Origin of the sequence: Nocardia sp. NPDC050412 (assembly GCF_044458825.1) — a bacterium.
Taxonomy (GTDB): Bacteria; Actinomycetota; Actinomycetes; order Mycobacteriales; family Mycobacteriaceae; genus Nocardia.
In genome coordinates this window covers 107,797-132,050 of the sequence record NZ_JBITIJ010000010.1, presented here as the reverse complement: position 1 = coordinate 132,050, position 24,254 = coordinate 107,797, and the positions used below count along the sequence as shown (strand labels likewise).

The window sequence follows — 24,254 nt, the reverse complement described above, 5'->3', positions numbered from 1 at the left end:
GTCACCACCACGCCGCCCATGCACGCGACCCTCGGCGGTCTCGATATCGAATTCGACGAATCCCTCGAACACCATTGCTCTCACTATAACGGTTGGGCCCAAACCATTTTGGTTCGCTGATCAGTTCAACGCAAGTCCAGAATTCACGAAATACGCGATCTCCTCGCATATTTCATCCAGCGCCACCTCGGTGTCGGGATGTGTGGTCCGCACCAACTCCTGGGCCAGTGAATTCACCGCACCGATCACCGCGAGTGCGAACAGATCGAATCGCCGCGCCTTGGTCTCGCCGCGCTCGACGGCTCGCTCCGCCTCGCTGATCAGCAGTGATGAGAGCAGGCGGCGCTGCTGCCTGCGCCAATCCTCCACTGCCGAACTGACGCCGACGACTTCGACATAACACACTCGCGCCGAACGATGATCGGCACAAGTCACCTCGAGATAGGCGCGGAAAGCATCGACTACCCGTGTGGAAAGCGGTTGTCCTGCGGTCTTTGCCATACTTTCCAGCGCACGTTCGACCGCATGCGAGGTAATGCGATTGACCAGTGCGATCAACAATGCCTCGCGACTACCCATATCCTCGTAGAAACTGCGCGTGGAAACATTCGCGACGGCGCACAGCCGTTCGATCGAGGTGGCCGCATAGCCCTGGGTGCCGAATAATTCCAGCGCGGCATCGATGAGTCGTGCCTGCCGCTGGGCTACCCGCTGTTGCTTGGACAGCCCGCCGTAACTGCGGCCCTCCTTGGGTTGATCATCCTGCCGTGCCACGGATTCGATGCTACCGGTCGGAAGCGCCTACCCCGGGCCACGGACATCGCAACGACTTACTTGACGCTGCCCGCGGTAAGCCCCGCGACCAGTCGCTTCTCGATGAACGCGAACAGGATGACCACCGGAACGATGCCAACAGTCGAGATCGCGAAGACGTACTGCCACGCCGTGTCGTACTGCCCGACGAACTTTGTCAGCGCCACCGAAAGCGGCTGATTCTCGGGGGTGGTCAGCACCACCAGGCTCGCCGCGAATTCGTTCCAGCAGGCCACCACAACGAAAATCGTCGCGGTGACAATGCCCGGCCAGACCAGCGGCAGACTCACCCGGATCAGGATCTGCCAGCGACCCAGACCGTCGAGCTGCGCGGCCTCCTCGATCTCCACCGGGATGGCGGCGAAGAAGCTGTGCAGAATCCACACCGCGAACGAGAGGTTGAATGCGGCGTTCACCAGGATCATGGCCAGCCAGGTGTCATTGATGCCGAGGGTGAAGAACTCTCGGATCAGGCCGGTGACCAATACCGTCGGCTGCAACATCTGGGTGACCAGCACCAGCGCGAGGAATATCGCGCGTCCCGGGAACTTGTGCCGCGCCGTGTAATACGCGGCCGGGATGGCCACGAAGAGCACCAGCAAAGTGGCGCAGACCGAGATGATGATCGTGCTCGCCAAGTTGTACGGCAGCGGCGTCTCCGGGGTATCCCACATGGTGGCGTAGTTGTCCGGATGCCAGGTCTCGGGCAGATATGTCGGCGGGATGCGCAGGATTTCGGCGCGGCTCTTCAGCGAGCCGAGCACCATCACCACGAACGGGGTCAGGAAGATGACGGCAAGCACCACCCCGACCGCGGTGAGTTCCCATCGCCGCCGCCGAGATCGGCCGGTCGGGGCCTCGGCAACCGTGGTGTCCGGCGGGATTTCCACACCTTCGATGTGAATGTCGGCCTGTGTCGTCATGCGTCCACCTGCTGGGTCGGCTTGATGACCTTCACATAGATCGCGATGATGACCACGATCAGCGCGAAGTTCAACACGCTCATGGCGGCAGCGGTATCGAGCTGTTGATTCTGTCGAATCAGCTTGAACGTCAATGTCGTTGTCGTATCCGCACCGAAGCCCGCGATGCTGCCGGTGATTACCTGCAGAATGGGCAGCGAGTTGAACACATTGATGATGTTGATGATCGTGGCCACCGCAATCGCCGGACGCAGTTGCGGCAGTGTGAGGTACCGATAGCGCTGCCACGCACTGGCGCCGTCCACCCGTCCCGCCTCATCGATCTCGGCCGGAATCGATTGCAGCCCAGCCAGAATCGTGTAGGTGGTGAACGGGATCGAGACGAAGACCGCGACACCGATCGCCACCAGAAAGGCTGGCGTCGGCTGCTTGGTGAAGCCGTAGCCGCGGTCCAGTAGCCCGATATCGACCAGGAACCGGTTGGCGATGCCGACATCGGGATCGAGCATGTAATAGAAGATGGTCGTCGTCATCACGACCGAGGCCGCCCACGGCACCAGAATCGCCATGCGCACCAGGGTGCGTCCCGGGAAATCCTTGTTCAGGAACTGCGCGAGCCCCGCCGAGAGCACCAGGGTGATCAGCACGACGCTGACCACCCAGACCACGGTATGCGCCAATACCGATCCCAATTCGCTGATATCGAAGAGGTTTCGGTAATTGGCCAGTCCGGCGGGACCGCGGTCCTGCCCGTAGGCGCTCAGGTCCCGGGTGCTGGTCCAGACCATATAGCCGACCGGGAACGCGACGATGGCCGCGATCAGCACCAGGGACGGCCCGATCCAGGGGACGGCCCGCAGTGTCGAATTCTTCCCCGCGAGTACCCGGGTAGCTCCGTTCAATTTGCGACCCTCCCGGGGCCCTCTGTGGTCACGCTGTGCTACCTCCTCCGGGCTCGTCGCTCGGGCCGCTGGGCGCCCCACGTTATTTCGCTGCTTCCTGAATCCGCTGCAACACCTGAGCCGGGTCCGCACCCTGCGCGATGGTGCCCATCTGCTGATGCATGGCACCCTGCGCGGCAGCCCAGTTCGGGTTATTGCTCGGGTAGAACTTGGCCACCGGCAGGGTCGCCGCGAAGGCCTTGGTCACCGGATCGTCGGCGAGCACCGCGGTGGCACTGGTGGTGATCGGGATGAAGTGCTCGTTCTTGACGAAGTTCGAGTACACATTCGCCGAGTAGAAGAAGTCGAGGAACTTCTTGATCGTCTCGGCCTTCTTGCCGTCCTTCTTGAAGGCCATCAGGTGATCGGCCACGCCGAGCGTGACCGGCGCACCGTCCTTGGTCGGCGTAGGCGCGGTGGCGTACTCCAGACCCGGATTCTTATCGGCGATCTGGGCGATGGTGGGCGGCAGGCCCTCGATCATCCCGATCTTGCCCTGGATGAAGGAATTGATGACGTCCTTGCGGTTTGTCGCACCCGGATTCGGCTGGGTGACACCGGCATCGAAGATCTCCCGCATGGCCTTGACCCCCTCCAGATTCTGCGGGGTATCCACGGTGATCTTGTCGCCATCGGACCAATTGCCGCCCGCACCGAAGGTCCACAGCGACGTCTCGGCCTGCGATTCCTCACTGCCCAGCGGCAAGCCGTAGCCGGAGACACCGCCGCCGAGCGCCTGGATCTTCTTGGCGGCATCGGTCAACTCGGCCCAGGTCTTGGGCGGCGTGCTCACCCCGGCCTTCGCGAAGAGGTCGGTGTTATAGAACAGGGTGCGGGTGGAGGCGAACAGCGGCATCGCATACTGCGTGCCGTTCAGTGAGGCGTTCTTGGCGAAGCCTGGCTGCACGTCGGACAGCACATTCGGGGAAACGACCTCGGAGACCGGATAGAGCATGCCGTCCCCGGCGAAGCTGGCGTAGGCGTCGATATTCAGCAGATCCGGGGTGGTGGACTTGGACTGCAGTTTGGTCTTCACCACATCGTTGATCGACTCCCAGGACTCCATCTGCAGATTGACCTTGTAGTCCGGGTTCTGCTTCTGGAAGTCGTCGATGATGTGGTCCCATAGCGCCTTCGTGCCATTGGCACCGTCGCTGTAAGTGGGAGCAAGGAAGTTGATCGTCTTGTCGGAATCGGCCGAATCCTTGGAGCCGAAACCGCAGGACGTGACGGCGAGCGCGAGGCCGGTGACCAGCGCGATCCCCGCGAGGACACCGTGGAGGGGTCTTTTCACGAGCTGAACCTTTCAAATTTTCACTCCGGGCGCTACCGCACCGCCGATGATGGAGCGAACGAATCGACTGTGCTGGCCCTTTCGAGCGACCTGCATGCAGTCGCTACGGATAGGCTAGACCTAAGAATGATCATATGTGACTGATTCGCTCGTAAATTTGACATGAACGATCATTCGGGGCGATTCTGTTGTGGTGCCGATCTCCGCTCGCCCCACCCCCGTGACTCATCTGGCCGCCGAAGTCGCCACCCAGCCCGACGACTGGGTCCGCGCCGAGACCACCGCCGCCGAACACCGCGCCGTACTGCCCCAACCGGGCGAGCGCGTCGCCGTTATCGGTTGCGGCACCTCGCTGTTCATGTCCCGTGCCATCGCGGCACTGCGCGAGAGTTCGGGCCAGGGCATAACCGATGCCTGGCCCGCGAGCGAGGTCCGCGCCGGTCGCGATTACGACCGCTACCTCGTCATCTGCCGCTCCGGCACTACCACCGAGGTGGTCGATGCGATGCGGGCGATACCGACCCGGATTCCGCGCACGGTCATCTGCAGCAGTCCGGGCACCCCGGTGCTCGACCTGGGCGATCCGATTCTGATCGACGAGGTCGACGAGCAATCGGTGGTGCAGACCCGCTTCGCCACCACCGCGCTGGCGATCCTGCGCTGGCATCTGGGCGCGGATCTGCGTCCGGCCATCGAACAGGCCAGGGCCGTACTCGCCGAAGCCCCGGCGACAGCACTGGCCGACGTGCGTCGTGCCGAGCAGATCAGCTTCGTCGGGATGGGTTTCGCGGCCGCTATCGCTGAGGAGGCGGGGCTCAAGCTGCGCGAATCCTGCCAGTCGTGGACCGAGTCGTATCTGCAGACCGAATACCGGCACGGCCCGATCAGCATCTCCACCCCCGGCCGCGCCGTGTGGGCGTTCGGGCCGCTCGTCCCCAATTTCGCGGAAGATGTGGCGGTCACCGGCGCGCACTTCGAACACCGCGATATCGATCCGATGGCCGATCTGGTCCGTGTGCACCAACTCTGCGTGCTGCGCGCCGCCGACCAAGGACTCGACCCGGACCATCCGCGCAACCTGAACCGTTCCGTCGTTCTGGATCGATGACCGGTCACTACCAGCAACTACTGTGCGGATATGGGAACGGAACAGCCCCCGGTCACGGCCTTGACCGATGATCTGCTGGTGCTCGGCCTCGATGTCGGCGGCACCACGATGAAGGGCGAGGTCACCGACGCCGCGGGCATGGTGCTCGCCGCGGGTGTGGTGGCCACGCCCCAGGGCGAGGCGGCCTTCGAAACCATCGGGGCACTCGGCGACCAGTTGCTCGCCGAGTTGACCGATGACCAGCGCGATCGCGTCGCACGCGCGGCGGTACTGCTGCCGGGCATTGTCGATCCGGTCCGTTCGATCGCGGTATTCAGTAGCAATGTCGGTTGGCGTGATGTGCACATCGGTGATCGGTTCACCGGTCGCTGGGGTATGCCGGTGCTGATCGAGCACGATGTCGCGGTGGCGGGCTGGGCCGAATGGCGGTTCGGCGCCGGGCGCGGTCACGATGACGTCTGCGTGGTCATTCTGGGCACCGGTATCAGCGGCACCCTTTCCGTCGGTGGCCGTTTGATGCGCAGCGCCTATGGACAGACCGGCGAATACGGCCATATCCCGGTTCGGCATGCGGACGGATTGCGCTGTCCATGCGGCAATATCGGCTGCGTGGAGACCGTGGCATCGGGTGCGTCCATCGCCCGGGCCTATGCGAAACGCACGGGACACGAAACAGCCAGCGCAGCCGATGTTTTCGCAATACTGGATACCGATTCCGACGCCAAAGCCGTCGTCGACGAAGCGATCAGCGCACTCGCCGACGGACTGCTCGGCCTCATCCACGCGGCCTGCCCCGAACTGATCATTCTCGGCGGCGGCTTGGCCGGGGCCGGAGCCGCACTCACCGAGCCCCTGCACCACACCATCGCCGAACGCCTGCGCGTGGTGCCCGCACCGAGAGTGGTGCTCGGCGAGTTCGGTGCCCGCGCGGGGCTCATGGGTGCGGCCCTGTTCGCCAGACAGGGAGCGCTCACGTGACTCGCGTCGAGACGGGTGCGCGTCCAGCGCGTCGGCTGCGGCGCATCCAGCCGATGGTTTCGCTCGCACGCTGCGAAACGCGCGTCGCCGATATGGCGCTGGCCCGAGCCCATACGAGGGTGCCCGCATGAGTCTCGACATTCGCGGCCGGATCGTATCGGCGACATCCGAATTCGACGACGGCGTCGTGTCCGTACGCGCAGGCCGGATCGATCGGGTGCAGTCACTCGCGGACTGGATTGCCGCACATCCGGATTCGACCGTGCCGCCGTTTTCCGGCACTGTACTGCCCGGCCTCGTCGATATTCACAACCACGGCGGCTTCGGCCACCGCTTCGACACCGTCGACGGCGACGAAGCCCGCGCGGCCGCCGAATTTCATCACGAGCACGGCTCCACCACCGTGCTCGCCAGCGTTGTCACCGGCGCCCCGGCCGATATGATCGCGCAAGTCGCCACACTGCGTACGCTTGCCGCGGACGGCACCATCGCCGGAATCCATGCCGAGGGACCATTTCTGGCCGCCGCACGGTGCGGTGCACAGGATCCCCGATATCTGCGCGCCCCCGATCTGGAGCTGACCGAACGCCTGCTCGCCGCCGCCGACGGCCATCTGCGGGTCATGACGATCGCCCCAGAGCTGCCCGGATTCGACGAGGTAGCCCAACGTCTTTCCGACAGCGACGTGGTGGTGTCGCTCGGCCACAGCGATACCGATTTCACCCGGTTCCGACAGGCCCTGCGACCCAATGGGTTCGGCAATCTGGTCACGCACTTGGCGAATGGAATGCCGCCACTGCATCACCGAACGCCAGGCCCGGTGGCCGCCGCACTCGTCGCCGCGGCGCAGCGCCAGGTCGTCGTCGAGCTGATCGGCGATGGAGTACACGTCGACTCCGGTTTCGGCGCATTGGTTTTCGCGACCGCACCCGGACAGGTCGCGCTGATCACCGATGCGATGCAGGCCGCGGGGATGCCCGACGGCGAATATCAGCTGGGTCCGCAAGTTGTCCGCGTCGCCGATGGCGTGGCCCGGATATCCAATGGATCCATCGCGGGCGGCACCGCACACCTCCTGCGCTGCCTCGCCTGGGCGGTCCGAGAATGCGGTGTGCCGTTGCGCGAGGCCGTGATTGCCGCCACTTCGGTACCGGCCGCGGCAGCGGGACTGACCGATGTGGGCGACTTCAGGACCGACCATTTCGCCGACCTGCTGATAGTCGATGACAATCTACAGTTGCGCCGGGTGCTCAGACGTGGACAGTTGTTGACGTGATCCTCACCGTGACAATGAATCCCGCCTACGACATGACCTACCGGGTAGAGCATTTCGAGCGCGGCCAGGCCCATCGGGTCCGTTCGGTCGAACAGCGCATCGGCGGCAAGGGCATCAATGTGACACGGGTGCTCAATCAGATCGGAAAATACGCCAGGGCGACGGGTTTCTCCGACCATGCCTTCGCGGCCGCAGCCGAGCTGGAGATGCCGGTCGACTTCGTGCACGCACTGCCCTGGGTTCGGCGCACTGTGGTGATCAGCGAATCCGGTGACGGAACCGCGACCGCACTGTGGGAACCGGGCGCGCGGGTCTCGAATCCACATGCTGCCGACCAACTCTCGGTTCGCGTGGCAGGCATGCTGCCCGATATCAACGGCCTGGTCATCTCCGGATCACTGCCGGGCGGTATCGCCCACAGCCTGCCCGCCGAAATCGCGCGCACCGCCATCGCCGCCGGTGTCCCGACCATCTGCGATGTCGACGGTGAGGCATTGCGCCTGGCCGCGCAGGTCCCCGGCATCGTGCTGATGCCGAATACCGAAGAGCTGGAACGGCTCACCGGACGCGTACCGGTGACCCCGGACGAAGTCGTCACGGCCGCATTGCCGCTCATCGAACGCGGAGTGCGCGCTGTCATCGCCACCCGCGGCGCCGAGGGCATGGTCGTGGTCACCGCCGATGGCGCGTGGTCAGCGGTGCTGCCCGAAGCGCTCGCCGGAAATCCCACCGGCGCGGGCGATTCCGCGACCGCCGCGGTGATCGCGGCGCTGTCGGATGCGAAGGACACCCCGGACTGGCCCGCTGTGCTGGTCGACGCCGTAGCCACCTCGGCCGCCGCGGTCGTCATCCCCGTCGCCGGTGAAATCGACCGCCGCGTACGCACCCAGATCGCACCGACGGTGATTGTCGAACGACTAGCCACCCCGCAGGAGACCTCCCCATGACATCGAGACCCGTAGCGGACCTGATCGCGGCCGCCCGCCCGGGCGGACTCGGCGCCTTCAATGTGATCACCATCGAACATGCCGAGGCCATCGCCGCAGCCGCCGAGACGGCGAAACGGCCGGTGCTGCTCCAACTTTCGCAGAATACGGTGCACTACCACGGCACTCTTGCCCCGATCGCGTCGGCCTGCTTGCGAATTGCCGCTGACAGCAGCGCGGATATCGCCGTACACCTGGACCATGCCACCTCGTTCGAACTCGTCCGCGCCGCGGTCGACCTCGGCATCGGCTCGGTTATGTTCGACGGTTCCACCCTCGATTACGCCGAAAATGTCGCCGCCACCGCCGATATCGTCCGCTGGTGCCACGACCGCGATGTCTTCGTCGAGGCCGAACTCGGCGAGGTGGGCGGTAAGGATGGTGCCCACGCCCCTGGTGTTCGGACCGATCCGGATGAGGCCGTCGAATTCGTCGCGACGACCGGCGTGGACGCCCTCGCCGTGGCCGTCGGCTCCTCGCACGCCATGCAAAGCCGCACGGCCGAACTCGATAACGACCTGATTGCCCGACTAGCCGCGAAAGTTCCCGTCCCCCTTGTACTGCACGGATCCTCCGGCGTCCCCGATGCGGGTCTGAGTGCCGCCGTCGCGCACGGAATGACCAAAATCAATATCGCCACCAGGCTGAATGTCCTTGCCACCGAAGCGATCCGGACGGCGCTCGCGGACAATCCCACCATTGCCGATCCGCGCAGGTACCTGCGGCCCGCCCGCGATGCGATCCGGTCCGAGGTGGAACATCTGCTGCGGGTGCTGGCCCGGTAGCTCGCACCGACCCCGGAAAATTATGGGCAGCCGACGGTGAACAGCGATGATACGATGGATTGCCTTTAGTTTAGCTAAGGATTTGCTGTCCGCTCGAGCTGTATCACCTGATGAAGGAATAACAACTCCATGGCTGTCATCCTGCAAACAGGAGAACAGCGCGCTGCCGGTGTGGGGACGCAGCCCAAGGTCTCGCACAAATCAACGCTCAGTGCCGCAATAGTATTCGCCTCCCTGTCCATCGGCGCCTGGCTGCTATTTCTGCGGCCCAACTGGCAGATGTACTGGCACCAAGTCGATCTCCAGGTCTATATGTGGGGCGGTGCGGCCGCGGCGACTCATCCCGCACTGCTGTACGACGGCCGCGGACCGCTCGGCCTGCCCTTCCTGTATCCCGTCTTCGCCGCGTGGATCTGTGCCGAACTGTCGCGATTCCCGATCAACTACATCGGGACCGGCGTCACGGTGCTCACCATGGTGTCACTGTTCGTGAGCGTCTGGAGCGCCGCCAGACTTCAGCGAATCCGCCGTGGAACCGGTTTGCTGGCATTGAGCATCGCCGTAACCGGCGCCGCGATCTGGTTGGAACCTGTCCAGCAGACGTTCCGGTTCGGTCAGCTCAGCGCGATCCTCATGGCCTTGGTCCTGGCGGATCTCGCCATGCCCGAGCAGAGCCGATATCGGGGCATCCTCATCGGCATCGCGACCGGACTGAAGCTGACCCCGGCGGTCTTCATCGTCTATCTGCTCATCACCCGCCAGTTCCGGGCCGCCGCGACGGCCGCCGCGACCTTCGGCGCCACGGTGGCGATCGGCTTCTGGTACCGGCCGACCCAAGCGCTGCAGTTCTGGACCACGACCACGACCTCGCAGAACCGCATCGGCTTCGCCTATGTGCAGAATCAGTCGATCAACGGCATGTTCGGCCGCCTGGAATGGTCGACCTGGAACGACACCACATCCTCGTTCGTCTGCGCCGGACTGCTCGCGCTGGCCGGAATGGCGGCGGCGCGGATCGCCCACTTGCGCGGTGACGAATTGTTGGGCGCACTGCTCGCGGCCACGGTAATGCTGCTGGTCTCGCCGATTTCCTGGACCCACTACTGGGTGTGGATCGCCCCCGCCCTGTTGTGGGTAATCCATGTGCTGCGCCACCGTCCGCTCGCCGTCCGGATCGCCGTACCCACGCTCATCTATCTGTTCGTATTCGCCTGGCCGCTGCGGTCCGACCGGTTCGGCGCATGGGATCCGGAGCTGCCGCTGCTGCCGCAGGGGCTGATCTGGCAGGTACCGCAGACCGAGGGCCGCGAATTCCGTTGGACACTATGGCAATTCCTGCTCGGTGATTCGTATACCCTGCTCGCCACCATCGCGCTGATCGCCGCGATCGTCTGGCTGATTCCGCTCCGGCCGACCGCTGCGCAGCTGCCCGACGAGGAGTTCGCGGACCGGCGGCGCGAGCGAGGGGTGGGCGCCGCCGGTCGGCGGGAAGACGGTCCGAGCAGTGAACCGCCGGGGTCGAGCGAATTGGAAGCCGTGGGGTAAGGCCCCATTGCTGGAAGCCGCTTCTCGTTCGCCGACACCGATCATCCTGCTCCGATCACCTCGAGAATGCCGGCAATCCAGCTGTGAATCGTCTGGGAACCGATCAGACCGCGCTGCCGCCGGACGGCTAGGCCAGCCGCTGCCGCTCGCACCCGACGGAACTCGATCGGCCGTGCGCTAGCCGGCCGTTGGATCGGCAGATTCGGGATCGGTCAGTGGGGTCGCCAACGGCCAGCCGCCCGCCGCCAGATGTGAAGCGACCCTGGCGATATCGTGCGCGTCCGGCTGCTCCTTCGCCATCCGCGCGATCGCCGCCTCGATATCGGCGTGGCTGATCTCGCTGTCCGGATTGGAGTCAACCAACTCCTCGGCGATCGCCACCACCTCGTAATCGGTCAGATGGCGGTGCAGCACCGCGAACAGGGCCACATAGTCCGACCGCGGAATCCCCTGTGGATAACCGGCGCGCAACCAGCCGATCACCCGGCCGAGCAGATTCGGCCGGACCTGAGCGGATTTCGCTGGATCAGTCACGATTTCGCCCTCCTCATGCTCCGAACAGATGAATACCGAATTGAGCGGCCAGGAAGGCCTTCGCGGTGTACAGAATTCCGGTGACAATCGCGGCCAGGATCAACGCGAAGCAGGCGTAGGCCCCAACCAGTGCCGGGTAATTGCGCTGGGCGGCGCCACCTTCCGCGGGCACAGTATCGGCGACCGACCAGAGCCGCACCCCGACGGCGAAGACGATCGGCAGTCCGGCGCCGAGCAGCAGACCCGCGACGGTCACCTTCCATAGCGCGTTCAGATTCGTGACGAGTGTGTGCACGATGTGACTCCTCAGACCTGGGCCGAACGACTATTGGGTCCCGGCGCGGGCGCATTAGGTCCCGGCGCGGGCGATCCGTCGGGCGGCGCGAGCCCGTCCTCTGCGACCGGCGCGGTGTTCTTCGCAACCTCGGCGTCGGAGTCCGGCGTGTCGCCCGGCCACTCATTGACATTGGTGGTGTCCACCGGATCCCGCCGCGACCGCAGATACATCACCAACGACAGCGCGATCAGCAGCGCGAATACCACCAGCACACCGGGCAATCCGCCGATGAAATGCGCGATGGCCCAGCAGAGCGCACCGGCCACACCTGCCAGCGGCAGCGTCAACAGCCAGGCGACCGTCATCCGGCCCATCACACCCCAGCGCACCTCCACCCCCTTGCCGAGCCCGGTGCCGAGAATGGATCCGGTCGCGGTCTGTGTGGTCGAGAGCGGAAGCCCGAAATGGGCCGAGGTGAGGATGATGGCGGCGGAAGAGGATTCGGCGGTCAGCCCCTGCGGTGAGTCGATCTCGACCAGGCCCTTGCCGAGGGTGCGGATGATCCGCCAGCCGCCGAGGTAGGTGCCCGCGGCGATGGCGACGGCACAGGCCGCCATTACCCACAGCGGCATTTCGTCGTTCTTGGTCAAGGTGCCGTGCGCGACCAGTGCCAGGAAGATCACGCCCATGGTCTTCTGCGCGTCATTGGTGCCGTGCGCCAACGAGACCAGCGACGCCGACCCGATCTGGCCCCAGCGGAAGCCCTCGTTCACTTTGTCGGGATCGGCCCGACCGGTAATCCGGTAGACGCCCCAGGTGCCGATGGCGGAGACCAGTGCGGCCACGATCGGCGCGAGCAGGGCGGGCAACACGATCTTGGTCAGCACGCCGTCCGCGCCGTGCGCCCAGATCACCCCGCCCCAACCGAGTGCGGCGATGGTGGCGCCGATCAGGCCGCCGAACAATGCGTGCGAGGAACTCGACGGCAGGCCGAACAGCCAGGTCAGCAGATTCCACAGAATGCCGCCGACCAGACCAGCGAACACGATGATGAGCAGCGCCTCGCCCTGCACGGCGTCGAGCCGGACGATGCCCTTGGCCACCGTCGCGGCGACCGCGACCGACAGGAATGCGCCGAGCAGATTCAGGACCGCGGATACCGCGACGGCGATCCGTGGCCGCAGTGCGCCGGTGGCGATCGAGGTCGCCATGGCATTGGCGGTGTCGTGGAAGCCGTTGGTGAAATCGAATGCGAGTGCCGTGACGATGACGATAAGGAGTACCAAGAGGTCCGCGGTCACCCCTCCAGTGTGCGGCACTCGCGATCCGGATTGCCATGCGGTTGCCGCTTGTCGGGACGCATTTCCGATCGGTTACCGTGAATCTTCGCTCTACCTGTTGATCTTCGAGCAGCCGACCGGAGCGGGCGCACCCGCGAAGCGTTGATCGATCCAGGAATCGGCGGCCCGAGTCCCGACATTGCCGACGATCAGATGCTCGCCGGGGTAGGCCTCGAAGCGCACCGGAACCCCCAACCGGCACCAGTCGTCGTAGAGGTGCTCGGCCCCGGCGAATGGCAGCCAGAACTCGTTGATGCCGTGATACAGGAAGACCGGCACTCGCGGTGCGGCGGTGCCGAGGCGGTTCTCGGCCAGGATCTCCCTGATCATCGGCAGCTTCGTCGGGTGCGGCACGTCGGTGAGTGTTTCCGCGGGTATCGGCGCGAGCGCACCGAGCAACGCGGCGTCCAGAAAGCAGAGATCCTTCGCGAAATGCGATAGCCGCCAACCGTTGTCGTTGAACAGCGCCATCATCTCCGGATACTCCCTGGCCAGCCCGAGGGTTGCGGCCAGGAAAACACCGGTGGCGGCATTGGCGCCGTTCATCGTGTCAATCAGCATGCCGAAGTCGGCGGGCACGCCACCGACCACCGCACCGACGAGATTCAGCTCGCCCGCGTATGCCGGTGCGAGTTGCGCCGCCCAGCCCGAGGCGATGGCACCGCCGGAGTACCCGGACACGATAGTGGGCGCATCGGGCGAGAGCCCCAACTCGGGCGTCTGTACGGCGGCGCGTATCGCGTCCAGCACGGCATGTCCGGCCATGCGACCAGCCGCATATGCCTGTCGCGGGCCCTGGTGATCGGGCACGATCACCGCGTAGTTCTTCGACAGCGGCACCTGCACCGAGCGGAGACCGGCCGCTAGCCCCATCTTGAGCTGCTGCGACGGCGCACAGAGGTTGCCGAGTGAATCGATCGGCACATTGTCGGCGACGAGCGGGCGGGGTCCCGAACCCTGCCACGGTGTCGATGGCACGAGCAAGGTGGCCACCACCGGCACCGGACGGCCCTTCGCATCGGTCGATCGGATCAGCAGTTCAGTGGCGGTGACCGGCGTCGGCTCCAACCCGATATCGACGACACGGGCCGCGACCACCGCGCCCGGACGTAGGTTTTCGAAACCCCGCGGCGGTGTGTAGAACGGGTCATCCAGCGGGGTAGGCATGACCGAGGCGGGATCACGCGCGGGATGCAGGAAATCGGCCGTCGGATTCGGGTCCGCCGCAGCCGTTCCCGGCGCCGCCATACCGACCGCCGCTACCACCCCGATACAGGTCACCGCACCGAGCAACGCCACCTTCCGCATCGGCCGACCGATGGGCGACCCCGTCTCTCGTTTTCGTGCTGTACCGAGCAACGCCGAGTCCCCGTTTCCGCGCGTGTACCGGACTGAACCGGAGCCAGTCTGGCCTATGACCAGCTCGAACACCGGGAACCGGACGGCACGGTCGGCATAACAATTCTGTTGGCGGCGGACACTCGACCGAACAACCATCGGTGCCCCGCCCAGAGAGGTTGCTTCGCTATCAGCTCCGGCTGCGCGCCGAGCGCAGTCGAAACGCCGCTCGTCGCGCCGTCCGACACCACGTTTCGACTGCGCTCGACGCGATGGTGCTCGGCAGCCACACAATCCGCCCGAGTTCGGATCGGCAACTCGGCGGGCGGGCGGCTACGGGGCCGACTCGTTCATGGCAGCAGCGCGCGAACCGTTTCTATGGTGTCGACATCGGCGGCGGATTTATCCGGTCGATAGCGCACGACCCGGGCGAAGCGCAATGCGACGCCGCCCGGATAGCGCGAACTCACCTGGACACCGTCGAGGGCGATCTCCACCACGAGTTCCGGCCAGAGGTAGACGGTGTGCTCGTCGCGGGCGCGCTCGTGCCGCGGGAATTCCGCGGTCTGCCACTGCAGTAGCGCATCGGTGAGGCCCTTGAAGGTCTTGCCTACCATTACCGGATCCCCGGTTTCCGGATCGCGCGCGCCGAGGTGCAGATTCGACAGATATCCGGTGCGCCGGCCGTAACCCCATTCCGCGCCGAGCACCAGTAGGTCGAGGGTGTGCGTCGGCTTGATCTTCTGCCAGGACCGGCCGCGGCGGCCCGCGGCATACGGTGCGATCAACGACTTGACCATCACGCCCTCGTGTCCGGCGGCCAGCGCGCCGTCGAAGTACTCCGCGGCCGCCTCGGCGTCGGGTCGGATAAGGGCCGGGATGCTGTGCGCGGCCGCCACACTGGTCAGCGCCTTGCGGCGCTTGTGCAGTGGGGCGTCGAGCAGATCCTCGCCGTTGAGATGCAGACAGTCGAAGAAGTACGGGTGCAGCAGCAAGTCCCTGGTCGAGCTGATCTCGGCGAAGCGGCTCATCGTCTCCTGGAACGGACGCGGCCGTCCGGAATCGTTGAGCGCCAACGTTTCTCCGTCCAGCACCACACTCGTGCAGTCGAGCTTGGCGACCAGATCGACCAGTTCCGGCACACCGGCGGTGATATCGCGCAGCGTCCTGGTGAATACCCACACCCGCGACCCCTCGCGGTGCACCTGGATGCGCGCGCCGTCCAGTTTGTGTTCGACACTTACCTCTTCGCCGAATTCGGTCATTGCCTCGTCCAGCGTCGCACCGGGCGAGGCGAGCATGGGCTGGATCGGGCGGCCGACCTCGAGCCGGAATTCGCTCAGCGCCTCGGCCCCGCCGGTCAGCGCGGCGACAGCCGTGACCGGCAGCTGGCCGGACAGCATGTACGCCCGCCGGACCAGCTCGATCGGCACCGCCGCGGCCACCGCGACAGCCTCGGCGACGATCGCGGTGAGCGCACCCTGACGCAACTCGCCGCCGAGCAGGCGCATCAGGAAGGCCTGCTGGTCGGCGGTCGCGGCGGTCCACAATCCGCGCAGCAATTCCCTGCGCCGGTTCGTGGAGCCGGGGCCGGAGGTGGTGGCCAATTCGCTGAGCATGTTATCCACCGACGAAACCGTCAGCGTCGCAAGCTCACTCGGCTCGCATTCGAGTGCGGTCAAGGTGCGCCAGCCGGTGCCGATGCGCCCCTGCCGTAGTTCGCCGGAAACCCACGCGACCACCGGCTCCAGCTCATCCGGGGCGGCCGCGGACAATAGCGCGGCCAGGGTCGCGATCTTCGTCTTCCGAGACCGAGTCGCCCGGACGGTCTCCGAGGCCTGCACGACATCCGAGAACAGCATCACTCGACGGTAACCGGCCCCTGTGACATATCGCTCAGCTCTGCTGCTAATTACCCATTGGCAGGTTTGCGAATTCGCCCATAAACTGGACATATGGCCAAGACTTACGTCGGGGCGCGGCTTCGTCAGCTGCGGACCGAGCGAGGACTGAGCCAGGTCTCACTCGCCCAGAAGCTGGAGATCTCGGCGAGTTACCTCAACCAGATCGAACACGATGTGCGCCCGCTCACCGTACCGGTACTGCTGCGGATCAGCGAAGTGTTCGGCGTCGACGCGACGTTTTTCTCTTCCCAGGACGACACCCGTCTCATTGCCGAACTCCAAGAGGTCGTAATGGACCAGGAGCTCGGCATCGAGGCCGATACCCAGGAGATCGCGGATATGGTCTCCGCGCATCCGAGCATGGCGCGGGCCCTGGTCAATATGCACAACCGGTACCGCAATACCTCCGCGCAGCTGGCCGCCGCCACCGAGGACCGCTTCGCCGACGGCTCCGGCAGCGCGGCCATCAGCAAACCGCACGAGGAAGTACGCGACTTCTTCTACCAGCGGCAGAACTACATCCACGAATTGGATACCGCCGCAGAGGAACTCACCGCCCGTATCCGCTTCCACGGCGGGGATGTGAACAGCGAGATCGCCCGCCTGTTGCGCGCACACGATGTGAACATTGTCGAGCGTATCGATCTCGGCGAGGGCGTATTACACCGTTACGACCCGCAGACCCAGCGGCTCGAGATCGCGCCACATCTGTCCGGCGGACAGCGCACCTTCAAACTCGCCGCCGAGCTCGCCTACTTCGAATGCGGTGATCTGCTCGAAAAACTGGTGGAGGAAGGCAATTTCGCCGCCGAGGACACCCGCAAGCTGGCCATGCTCGGCCTGGCGAATTACTTCGCCGCGGCAACCGTATTGCCCTACACGCACTTTCACGAGGTCGCCGAGGATTTCCGCTACGACATCGAGCGGCTGTCGGCCTTCTTCACCCAGAGTTATGAGACGATCTGCCATCGCCTCTCAACTCTGCAGCGGCCCAAGCTGCGCGGCGTACCGTTCTCCTTCGTGCGCGTGGACCGCGCGGGCAATATGTCGAAACGCCAATCCGCCACCGGTTTCCACTTCTCTTCGAGCGGTGGCACCTGTCCGCTGTGGAATGTCTACGAGACCTTCGCCTATCCAGGCAAGATCATGACGCAGATCGCCCAGATGCCCGACGGTCGCAAATACCTGTGGGTCGCCCGCACCGTCGAACGCCGCGCGACCCGATATGGCCAGGCCAGCAAGACCTTTGCGATCGGTCTGGGTTGCGAGCTGCGCCACGCCGGTCGCGTCGTCTACGCCGACGGCATCGATCTCGACGAGGCGAAGGCCACGCCGATCGGTGCGGGCTGCCGAGTCTGCGAACGCGCCAACTGCCCGCAGCGCGCCTTTCCCCCGCTGGGCAAAGTCCTTGATATCAGCGAGCATCGAAGCTCGGTTTCCCCGTACGTCCTCAAGTGAGACGGTGCCGCCTACGCGGCATGGGAACCCTCGCAGTCTGAAATTCAGTTGCGTCCGAACGCGCTCGGCCGACATCGGCGAATCCGATGTCGGCCGAGCGCATTCGACTAAGCAGGCAGCGACGAACGCTGGATCCGTACCCCGAACAGAGTTAGGCCGAGCGCCGCGACCAGCAGGATGGCCAGGGTCCACGCCAGCACCGAAAAGCCGTGTGGCGCGGCGGCCGCGGCCACCAGCGGTCCGGCGGTGGCACCGACGTAGAAGCTGAACATGGCGACCGAGGATGCGGCGGCGCGAGCCTCACCGCCCAGCTCCCCCGCCGTCTGCAAGACCGCGGGCGCGATGACGCCGAGCCCGCCGACCAGCACGGCGAGCAGGATGGTCAGGACCGCGAGGTGGGTGCCTTCGAAAGTGGCGATCACCATGGCGGTCGCTGCGACCAACACGCCCAGCACCATCTGGCCCGGCTTGGTCAGGCGCGAGAGCGGGATGGCCAACAGCGGCAGTGCGAACATCACCGGCAGCGCACCCGCACGCAGTGCGAGCAGCTCACCGGAACTCCTGACCAATCCAGTGATTTCGATGCCGGTGTACACACCGACCATTACCGCCATGGCCAGCGCGCCCGCGGCCAGCATCGGCAGCAGCGCCTTGATGCGCAGCACCGCCGGAATCGCGGCGTAGCTGTGCACGAGTGGCTTGTCGCGGCCGGTGGGAGCGTCATCGAGCATGACCGCACGCAGCACGAATGCGAGCGCTACGAACACGACCGACGAACCGATGAACATGGTGCGCCACGGGAACGCGGCGACGACGGCCTGCGAGGCGATCTGCGCCAGCACCGTCGCGGCCAGGAAAGAGGTGGCCACCGACATGGTGACCACCGCACGATGCGCCGGCGCGATGCGGGTGGCGATATAGGCCATGATCGCGGGCGGTATCGAACCGACAACAAGTCCCTGCGCGACGCGCAGTCCAACCGCGATCGGCGCACTGAACGATAAACCGGTCAACAGTGTGACCACCGCAGCGGTGATCATGCCGGTGACCAGTACCCGGCGGTGGCCGTAGCGATCCGACAGCGGGCCGAACAGCACGAAGCCACCCGCATAACCGAAGGCAAAGGCGCTGATGATCCAGGTCATTACGCCCGCACCCACATTCCAGTCGGCCTTCATGGCCGTAAACAGGGGGATCGGGATGTACATCTGGCCGGTGGCCAGCAGAGCGGACAGGACGAAAACAGGGAGGGTACGCCCGGTGTGCGCGCGTGGTGACGCGCTGCGAGTACGTGCCCGAGCCGGGATACCGGCCGGAAGCTGAAGAGTCGGCGTTGCCATGTGGACGAAGTTAGGCCCATTGCCTGGCAGTTGTCAACCAAATAGTTGGTTTAATGAAATGGTAAAGTCGCGGTCATGACGGTCACGATGAAACGCAGTGACGCGACCAAGCAGGCCCTGCTGCGTGCCGCGCGCGACGAATTCGCCGAATACGGCCTGGCCGGCGCGCGGGTGGACCGGATCGCCGAGGCGGCCGGGGTGAACAAGGAGCGCATCTACGGTCTGTTCGGCAGCAAGGACAAACTTTTCGACGTCATCCTGATCGACACCATGCGCGAATTCATGGATGTGGTCCAACCCCTGGCCGAGACCGAACCCGGTGAGTATGTGGGCAAGCTGTTCGACTATCACCGCGCAAATCCGCAACTGCTAAGGCTTTTGCTCTGGGAGGGGCTGCACCGCGGCACCGACGCGCACGATATCGACGGCTGGCGCGCCCAGCACTACCTGCGGAAATTCGATCGAGCCAAAGAGCAGTTCGATGTCGACGCCAGCCACGCGGGCCGACTGCTGCTCGCACTGTGCGGACTGTCCAACTGGAGCCTCGCGGTCCCGCAGACCACCCGCCTGCTGCTCGGCGCGGATGCCGAGAATCAGGGTGCGACCCGCGAATTCATGATGGAGTTCGCCAGGGCGGCGATGCGAACGGATAAGTCGGTCCCGCACCGCGAGCCGGTCAATGAGTTGACCACCGAATCGAACAGCGGGGTTGACGGCGCTGCCACGGGCGTCGATCCCGTAGACCGCGCGGCCCAACGGCTACGCGCGGCCCAGGCCGCCGCCGATGCGGCCCGCAACGAACTCGCCGCCGCCCTGCGCGACGCCCACGCCGATGGCACCAGCGCCAACCAACTCGCCCGCCAGGTCTCGGGCACCCTGTCCCGCCCTGTCGTCCTGAAGCTTCTAGCCGACTGATTGCATTTCGCCGATCTGGCCATACCTGCGACAACTCGGCTGCAAAGCCACTCTCCTAGCACTGGTGTACGGGATGGTCGCCTGGACCGCGCTGCGGGTTTCGATCGCGATCGTGGCGAACACCTCACCCCGACTTCGGCGACCCCGCCGTGACCATCGGCGGCCTCAAGTCGCGGTCGCACTACACGATTCCGCTCGCGCCGATCGTGAAATACTTGCTGACCGAAGAGTCAATCCCGCACCGCACGTGAGAGTTTCGTGAACTCGATCGCCTGCTGGGCACGCGCGAGTACGTGCGTTCGCGAGCTTCCGATGTGTGCGGTGAGGGTGCGCAGCGCGGCACTCGGATCACCCGCGAGCAGGTGTTCGGCGATCGCGATGTGCTCGGCGGTCATGGTGGCGATCCGCTCCGGCGTCGGCAGGTCCAGGGTGCGTACCGGGCGAACCCGGACGTACACGCCGGTCAGTGCGTCCGCCAGCGCCGCATTGCCCGCCGCCGCGAGCAGACTCGTGTGGAACTGTTCGTCCGCGGCGACCAGCGCCGGTCCCGGCTCGGGCGGATCGTCGCGAAACCCGCGCCAGATATCGAGTTCCGCACGCACCAGCGACGAGTCGTGCACCGGTGCTGGTTCGCCGACGATACCGATGACGCGCTGAATTCCCCTGGTCTCCAACACAATTCGTAGCTCGTAGAGATTGCCCAGCTCCTCCAATCGCGGTCGATACGGATACAGCCCATCGGCATGCCGCTGCACCAATCCATCGGCCTGCAGCCGGGCGAGCGCTTCCCGCACGGGGGTGCGCGAAACCCCGTAGATCTCGGCCAGGCGTTCCTCGCCGAGCCGTTCGGTGGGCACGATCGCCCCTGTGGCCAGGTCCCGCCGCAGCGATTCGTAAACCCGCTCGCTGAGCGGAACCCGCCCCCTGCGCGTCATGGCGGCCAGCTCAGATCGCCATCGCCGAGCGAACCGAGGCCTCCGCGGCCGCTCCGCCTTCGCCGGTGGAGCTCACGCGGCCGGACTGCAGGACGTAATAGCGTTGCGCCGCTTGCAGTGCGAAGCCGATGTGCTGTTCCACCAGCAGCACGCTGAGTCCGCCGCGACCGGTCAAATCGATTATCGTGCGCTCGATTTCGGCGACCACGGACGGTTGGATGCCCTCGGTCGGCTCGTCGAGAATCAGCAGCTTCGGCTCGGTGATCAGCGCCCTGGCGATCGCCAATTGCTGGCGCTGCCCGCCGGACAGCAGGCCCGCCTTGCGATTCAGCAGTTCGCGCAGTGCCGGAAACAGGTCGAGCGATTCGTCGATCAAGGCCTTACCGCGTTTGCGGCCGTCGGCGACGACCTGCAGGTTCTCGGCGGTGGTCAGCTGCGGGAAGCTCTGCTGTCCCTGCGGCACATATGCGATACCGCGTTTGACCCGACGTGACGGCGACATCTTGGTAATCGCCTCACCGTTGAAGTTGATCTGTCCGGATCTGGTGCCGATCAGACCGACGGCCGTGCGCAGCAGCGTGGTCTTGCCCGCGCCGTTGTGCCCCATGATCGCCACCACGCTGTCGTCGGCGACGGTGATCGAGACGCCGTGGATCACCTCGGTCCGGCCGTAACCCGAATGGATATCAATGAGCTCGAGCATCGGCGGACTCCTTCGCGGTCAGTTCCTGCGCGGTCCGCGCATCTTCGAGTTCGGTGCCGATAGCAGCGGCGGTGCCGAGGTAGACCTGCTGCACCTTCGGATCGGCCTGCACCTGTTCGACGGTGCCCTCACTGAGTATCTTGCCCGCGGCCAGCACGGTGACAGAGGTCGCGAAGGACCGCATGAAATCCATATCGTGCTCGACCACCAGGACGATGCGTTCACCGCCGATGCGCCGCAACAGATTTCCGGTCTCCTCGCGCTCTTCGGCGCTCATACCCGCAACCGGTTCGTCGAGCAGCAGCACCGAGGCGTTCTGCACCAGCAGCATGCCGATTTCCAGCCACTGCTTCTGCCCGTGCGCCAGCACACCGGCGGGCTTATCGCGCAGCTCGCCCAGGCCGGTGATCTCCAGCGCCTCTTCGATACTCGGCAAGACCGACTTTCGACGGCGCAACAGCGTCAGCGCCGAACGCCCCGCACCCGCCGCGATATCGAGATTCTGCAGCACACTGAGTTGCTCGAAAACGCTCGCCGTCTGGAAGGTTCGGCCGATGCCGAGTCGGGCGATCTGGTGCACCTTCTTGCCGAGGAATTCGACACCGGACTTCTGTGCCGATCCGGTAGCGGGCACCAGGCCGGTGATCGCATCGATGAGCGTGGTCTTTCCCGCACCATTGGGTCCGATCAAGAACCGCAGATCACCCTGCAGCACAGTGAGATCCACATCTGAGACGGCGTGGAAACCGTCGAAACTCACCGAGAGACCGCGGATTTCGAGGTACTCGCTCGACATACCCGCATTGCCGCCCGGCTTCGGGTCGTGTGCGCTCATCGGGATTCCACCTTCTCCTCGGTCACGACTTCGGGCAGCGGTTCATCGACCACCGCCGGAGCAGGTGCGGCAGTCTTGGGAAACTTACTGTCCAGCAACCCCTTCAACATCGGCCACAGCCCCGCCAGCCCCGCCGGGATGAACCCTACGACCACGATGAACAGCACGCCTTGCAGATAGGTCCAGCTGGACGGGAACTCCTCCGAGAGCGCCGTCTGCGCCCAGGCGACGCCGATCGCGCCGAGGACCGGCCCGAGCAGTGTGGTCCGACCGCCGATCGCGACACCGATAATGAATGCGATGGACGGAACGACACCGATATCAGCGGGCGAGATGATGCCCACGATCGGGGTGAACAGCGCACCCGCGATGCCCGCGAAGAATGCCGCGACGACATACGCCACGATCTTGATATTGGCCGGATCGTAGCCGAGGAAGCGCACCCGTTCCTCCTGATCACGCACGGCCACGAGCAATTCGCCGTAGCGGCTGTGCATGAGCTGGCGCACCGCGGCGACCACCAGCAGCAAGGTGCCGGCCGCGATGAAGAACAGCATCTGCCGGTTGACCGGATCCGAGAGCTTGAAGCCGAAGAAGGCGCGGAAGTCCGACAGTCCGGTGAACCCGCCGATCTTCTGCTGTCCGGTCAGCAGAATCGCCAGCGCCGCGGCCAAGGCCTGACTCAGGATCGCGAAATACGTGCCCTTGACCCGGCGCTTGAATACGCCGTAACCGAGTGCCGCCGCGATCAGCGCCGGCAGCACCAGAATGCCGATCAGGGCGACCGGAGCCGACGCGAAAGGTCGCCAGAACGAGGGTAATTCGCGAATACCCGCGATCTCCATGAACTCCGGCACCTCGTTGTGCAGCCGGGCCGCATCAGCCATCTGTAGATGCATCGCCATGATGTATGCGCCGATGCCGAAGAACACGCCTTGCCCCAGCGTGAGCATTCCACCACGGCCCCAAGCCAATCCGATGCCTGCCGCCACAATCGCGAAGCACAGGAATTTGGCCAGCAGGTTGAGCCGGAAATCGCTGAGAACTGCGGGCGCGACCGCGAACAGCAGAATCGCGGCGACGATGAAGCCGCCCCACGCGGTCACGGAAGGATATGCGCGCCAACGTTGTCCGAGTGTGGTCATGCCAGGCTCCTCGTCCGAACGGTGAATAGCCCCTGCGGACGAACCTGCAGGAAAATGACGATGATGACGAAGACGATCACCTTCGCGATCGAGGCCGTAGTCGAGTATTCGATATACGAATTCAGCAGGCCGAGCGCGAAGGCCGCGATCACGGTGCCCTTGATCTGCCCGAGCCCGCCGATCACGACGACCAGGAAGGCATCGATCAAATAGCTCTGTCCGATGGTCGGGCTGGTCGAACCGATCAGGGTCAGCGCGACGCCCGCGACTCCGGCCAGGCCGGAGCCGATGAAGAAGGTGCTGATGTCGGTGACGCGGCTGGAGACGCCGCTGGTCTCGGCCAGACCCCGGTTCTGCACGACCGCGCGGATGCGCCGACCCAGCGGGGTGGTCTTGAGCACGGTGGCCAGCGCGGTCACCGCGACGAGCGCGAGCACGAGAATGAAGATGCGGGTCTTCGGCACCACCGCACCGAGAATGGTGACACCGCCGCTGAGCCAATCGGGTGCGAGTACATTCTTGGCGGGCGCGCCGAAGATGTCACGCGCGGCCTGTTGCAGCACGAGTCCCACACCGAAGGTGACGAGCAGGGTATCCAGCGGCCGGTCGTACATCCACCGGATCAGACCCATTTCCAGGGCCGCGCCGAGCAGGCCGCCGACCAGGAAACCGACAAGCAAGGAAACGACCAGCGATACCCCGGCCGACGAGATGACCTTCTGCACAACATAAGTCGTGTAACACCCGGCCATGATGAATTCGCCGTGCGCCATGTTGATCACGCCCATCTGACCGAAGGTCAGCGAAAGGCCCAGCGCCGCAAGCAGAAGAATGGATCCCAGACTCAGCCCGGTGAAGAGCTGGCCGATCAACACGTCCAT

General features: G+C 65.1%; 24 protein-coding genes. 9 read left to right on the top strand and 15 right to left on the bottom strand.

From position 1 onward, the window contains the following. Positions 1–120: 120 nt before the first annotated feature. The 4 genes from ACIBI6_RS27025 to ACIBI6_RS27010 all read right to left on the bottom strand — a co-directional run bounded on the left by ACIBI6_RS27025 (position 121) and on the right by ACIBI6_RS27010 (position 3,971). On the bottom strand, positions 121–774 hold the full coding sequence (locus ACIBI6_RS27025; RefSeq protein WP_364353475.1) for a TetR/AcrR family transcriptional regulator: 654 nt from the start codon (positions 772–774) through the stop codon (positions 121–123). Between the two features lie 56 nt (positions 775–830). Further along, complete coding sequence (locus ACIBI6_RS27020; RefSeq protein WP_364353478.1) at positions 831–1,736, bottom strand: carbohydrate ABC transporter permease; 906 nt, start codon at positions 1,734–1,736, stop codon at positions 831–833. After that, the gene (locus tag ACIBI6_RS27015; protein WP_364353481.1) at positions 1,733–2,638 is read right to left on the bottom strand and encodes a sugar ABC transporter permease; all 906 of its coding nucleotides are present in this window, start codon (positions 2,636–2,638) and stop codon (positions 1,733–1,735) included. The genes ACIBI6_RS27020 and ACIBI6_RS27015 overlap by 4 nt, the downstream gene beginning before the upstream one ends. 82 nt (positions 2,639–2,720) lie before the next feature. Beyond that, positions 2,721–3,971 carry an extracellular solute-binding protein gene (locus ACIBI6_RS27010; RefSeq protein ID WP_396958263.1) on the bottom strand — a complete coding sequence of 417 codons (1,251 nt, stop codon included), beginning with the start codon at positions 3,969–3,971 and terminating at the stop codon, positions 2,721–2,723. Positions 3,972–4,164: 193 nt separating this feature from the next. Between ACIBI6_RS27010 and ACIBI6_RS27005 the strand changes: the two genes are divergently transcribed. From ACIBI6_RS27005 to ACIBI6_RS26975, 7 genes are all read left to right on the top strand, one after another. Next, complete coding sequence (locus tag ACIBI6_RS27005; protein ID WP_364353487.1) at positions 4,165–5,079, top strand: sugar isomerase; 915 nt, start codon at positions 4,165–4,167, stop codon at positions 5,077–5,079. A 30-nt stretch (positions 5,080–5,109) separates the two neighbouring features. Beyond that, positions 5,110–6,057 (top strand): ROK family protein, encoded by a 948-nt coding sequence (locus tag ACIBI6_RS27000; protein ID WP_364353490.1) that lies wholly within the window; start codon positions 5,110–5,112, stop codon positions 6,055–6,057. Then, positions 6,054–6,188 (top strand): hypothetical protein, encoded by a 135-nt coding sequence (locus tag ACIBI6_RS26995; protein ID WP_364353493.1) that lies wholly within the window; start codon positions 6,054–6,056, stop codon positions 6,186–6,188. The genes ACIBI6_RS27000 and ACIBI6_RS26995 overlap by 4 nt, the downstream gene beginning before the upstream one ends. Further along, positions 6,185–7,333 (top strand): N-acetylglucosamine-6-phosphate deacetylase, encoded by a 1,149-nt coding sequence (locus ACIBI6_RS26990; protein ID WP_396958262.1) that lies wholly within the window; start codon positions 6,185–6,187, stop codon positions 7,331–7,333. The genes ACIBI6_RS26995 and ACIBI6_RS26990 overlap by 4 nt, the downstream gene beginning before the upstream one ends. Continuing rightward, the gene (locus ACIBI6_RS26985) at positions 7,330–8,280 is read left to right on the top strand and encodes a hexose kinase (RefSeq protein WP_364353500.1); all 951 of its coding nucleotides are present in this window, start codon (positions 7,330–7,332) and stop codon (positions 8,278–8,280) included. The genes ACIBI6_RS26990 and ACIBI6_RS26985 overlap by 4 nt, the downstream gene beginning before the upstream one ends. Further along, the gene (locus tag ACIBI6_RS26980; RefSeq protein WP_396958261.1) at positions 8,277–9,104 is read left to right on the top strand and encodes a class II fructose-bisphosphate aldolase; all 828 of its coding nucleotides are present in this window, start codon (positions 8,277–8,279) and stop codon (positions 9,102–9,104) included. The genes ACIBI6_RS26985 and ACIBI6_RS26980 overlap by 4 nt, the downstream gene beginning before the upstream one ends. 129 nt (positions 9,105–9,233) lie before the next feature. Then, positions 9,234–10,649, top strand: a complete 1,416-nt coding sequence (locus tag ACIBI6_RS26975) for a glycosyltransferase 87 family protein (RefSeq protein WP_364353506.1) — start codon at positions 9,234–9,236, stop codon at positions 10,647–10,649. A 177-nt stretch (positions 10,650–10,826) separates the two neighbouring features. Here the strand turns inward: ACIBI6_RS26975 and ACIBI6_RS26970 are convergent, their stop codons facing one another. From ACIBI6_RS26970 to ACIBI6_RS26950, 5 genes are all read right to left on the bottom strand, one after another. Next, complete coding sequence (locus ACIBI6_RS26970; protein ID WP_364353509.1) at positions 10,827–11,183, bottom strand: DUF3349 domain-containing protein; 357 nt, start codon at positions 11,181–11,183, stop codon at positions 10,827–10,829. A gap of 13 nt (positions 11,184–11,196) precedes the next feature. Beyond that, positions 11,197–11,478 (bottom strand): hypothetical protein, encoded by a 282-nt coding sequence (locus ACIBI6_RS26965; RefSeq protein WP_364353512.1) that lies wholly within the window; start codon positions 11,476–11,478, stop codon positions 11,197–11,199. Between the two features lie 11 nt (positions 11,479–11,489). Next, entirely contained in the window at positions 11,490–12,761 is a 1,272-nt protein-coding gene (locus tag ACIBI6_RS26960) for an inorganic phosphate transporter (RefSeq protein WP_364353515.1), read from the bottom strand. 90 nt (positions 12,762–12,851) lie between these two features. Further along, on the bottom strand, positions 12,852–14,108 hold the full coding sequence (locus tag ACIBI6_RS26955; protein WP_396958260.1) for a lipase family protein: 1,257 nt from the start codon (positions 14,106–14,108) through the stop codon (positions 12,852–12,854). A 380-nt stretch (positions 14,109–14,488) separates the two neighbouring features. Further along, a complete protein-coding gene (locus ACIBI6_RS26950) occupies positions 14,489–16,000 on the bottom strand; it encodes an ATP-dependent DNA ligase (protein WP_396958259.1) in 1,512 nt (503 codons plus the stop codon). A gap of 93 nt (positions 16,001–16,093) precedes the next feature. Between ACIBI6_RS26950 and ramB the strand changes: the two genes are divergently transcribed. Further along, positions 16,094–17,500 carry an acetate metabolism transcriptional regulator RamB gene (gene ramB, locus ACIBI6_RS26945; RefSeq protein ID WP_364353524.1) on the top strand — a complete coding sequence of 469 codons (1,407 nt, stop codon included), beginning with the start codon at positions 16,094–16,096 and terminating at the stop codon, positions 17,498–17,500. A 107-nt stretch (positions 17,501–17,607) separates the two neighbouring features. On the opposite strand, the gene ACIBI6_RS26940 is transcribed toward ramB, so the two are convergent. Continuing rightward, on the bottom strand, positions 17,608–18,840 hold the full coding sequence (locus ACIBI6_RS26940) for an MFS transporter (RefSeq protein WP_364353527.1): 1,233 nt from the start codon (positions 18,838–18,840) through the stop codon (positions 17,608–17,610). A gap of 75 nt (positions 18,841–18,915) precedes the next feature. On the opposite strand from ACIBI6_RS26940, the gene ACIBI6_RS26935 reads away from it, so the two are divergent. Beyond that, entirely contained in the window at positions 18,916–19,755 is an 840-nt protein-coding gene (locus ACIBI6_RS26935; protein ID WP_364353530.1) for a TetR/AcrR family transcriptional regulator, read from the top strand. 230 nt (positions 19,756–19,985) lie between these two features. Here the strand turns inward: ACIBI6_RS26935 and ACIBI6_RS26930 are convergent, their stop codons facing one another. From ACIBI6_RS26930 to urtB, 5 genes are read right to left on the bottom strand one after another with little or no spacing between them, the layout of a single operon-like run. Further along, positions 19,986–20,690, bottom strand: coding sequence for a GntR family transcriptional regulator (locus ACIBI6_RS26930; protein WP_396958258.1), 705 nt, complete (start codon positions 20,688–20,690; stop codon positions 19,986–19,988). A gap of 10 nt (positions 20,691–20,700) precedes the next feature. Continuing rightward, the gene (urtE, locus tag ACIBI6_RS26925) at positions 20,701–21,393 is read right to left on the bottom strand and encodes an urea ABC transporter ATP-binding subunit UrtE (RefSeq protein ID WP_364353535.1); all 693 of its coding nucleotides are present in this window, start codon (positions 21,391–21,393) and stop codon (positions 20,701–20,703) included. Further along, positions 21,377–22,228 (bottom strand): urea ABC transporter ATP-binding protein UrtD, encoded by an 852-nt coding sequence (gene urtD / locus ACIBI6_RS26920; RefSeq protein ID WP_396958257.1) that lies wholly within the window; start codon positions 22,226–22,228, stop codon positions 21,377–21,379. The genes urtE and urtD overlap by 17 nt, the downstream gene beginning before the upstream one ends. Beyond that, a complete protein-coding gene (gene urtC / locus ACIBI6_RS26915; RefSeq protein ID WP_396958256.1) occupies positions 22,225–23,373 on the bottom strand; it encodes an urea ABC transporter permease subunit UrtC in 1,149 nt (382 codons plus the stop codon). The genes urtD and urtC overlap by 4 nt, the downstream gene beginning before the upstream one ends. Next, on the bottom strand, positions 23,370–24,254 hold the full coding sequence (gene urtB, locus ACIBI6_RS26910) for an urea ABC transporter permease subunit UrtB (RefSeq protein ID WP_396958255.1): 885 nt from the start codon (positions 24,252–24,254) through the stop codon (positions 23,370–23,372). Before urtB ends, urtC begins: the two co-directional genes overlap by 4 nt.

Bases quoted from the DNA above. Each gene is read 5' to 3' on its own strand.
- ACIBI6_RS27020 (WP_364353478.1), bottom strand. From the start codon at position 1,736: ATGACGACACAGGCCGACATTCACATCGAAGGTGTGGAAATCCCGCCG.
- ACIBI6_RS27000 (WP_364353490.1), top strand. From the start codon at position 5,110: ATGGGAACGGAACAGCCCCCGGTCACGGCCTTGACCGATGATCTGCTG.
- ACIBI6_RS26990 (WP_396958262.1), top strand. From the start codon at position 6,185: ATGAGTCTCGACATTCGCGGCCGGATCGTATCGGCGACATCCGAATTC.
- ACIBI6_RS26980 (WP_396958261.1), top strand. From the start codon at position 8,277: ATGACATCGAGACCCGTAGCGGACCTGATCGCGGCCGCCCGCCCGGGC.
- ACIBI6_RS26975 (WP_364353506.1), top strand. From the start codon at position 9,234: ATGGCTGTCATCCTGCAAACAGGAGAACAGCGCGCTGCCGGTGTGGGG.
- ACIBI6_RS26955 (WP_396958260.1), bottom strand. From the start codon at position 14,108: ATGCGGAAGGTGGCGTTGCTCGGTGCGGTGACCTGTATCGGGGTGGTA.
- ACIBI6_RS26950 (WP_396958259.1), bottom strand. From the start codon at position 16,000: ATGCTGTTCTCGGATGTCGTGCAGGCCTCGGAGACCGTCCGGGCGACT.
- ramB (WP_364353524.1), top strand. From the start codon at position 16,094: ATGGCCAAGACTTACGTCGGGGCGCGGCTTCGTCAGCTGCGGACCGAG.
- ACIBI6_RS26940 (WP_364353527.1), bottom strand. From the start codon at position 18,840: ATGGCAACGCCGACTCTTCAGCTTCCGGCCGGTATCCCGGCTCGGGCA.
- ACIBI6_RS26935 (WP_364353530.1), top strand. From the start codon at position 18,916: ATGACGGTCACGATGAAACGCAGTGACGCGACCAAGCAGGCCCTGCTG.
- ACIBI6_RS26930 (WP_396958258.1), bottom strand. From the start codon at position 20,690: ATGACGCGCAGGGGGCGGGTTCCGCTCAGCGAGCGGGTTTACGAATCG.
- urtE (WP_364353535.1), bottom strand. From the start codon at position 21,393: ATGCTCGAGCTCATTGATATCCATTCGGGTTACGGCCGGACCGAGGTG.
- urtD (WP_396958257.1), bottom strand. From the start codon at position 22,228: ATGAGCGCACACGACCCGAAGCCGGGCGGCAATGCGGGTATGTCGAGC.
- urtC (WP_396958256.1), bottom strand. From the start codon at position 23,373: ATGACCACACTCGGACAACGTTGGCGCGCATATCCTTCCGTGACCGCG.
- urtB (WP_396958255.1), bottom strand. From the start codon at position 24,254: ATGGACGTGTTGATCGGCCAGCTCTTCACCGGGCTGAGTCTGGGATCC.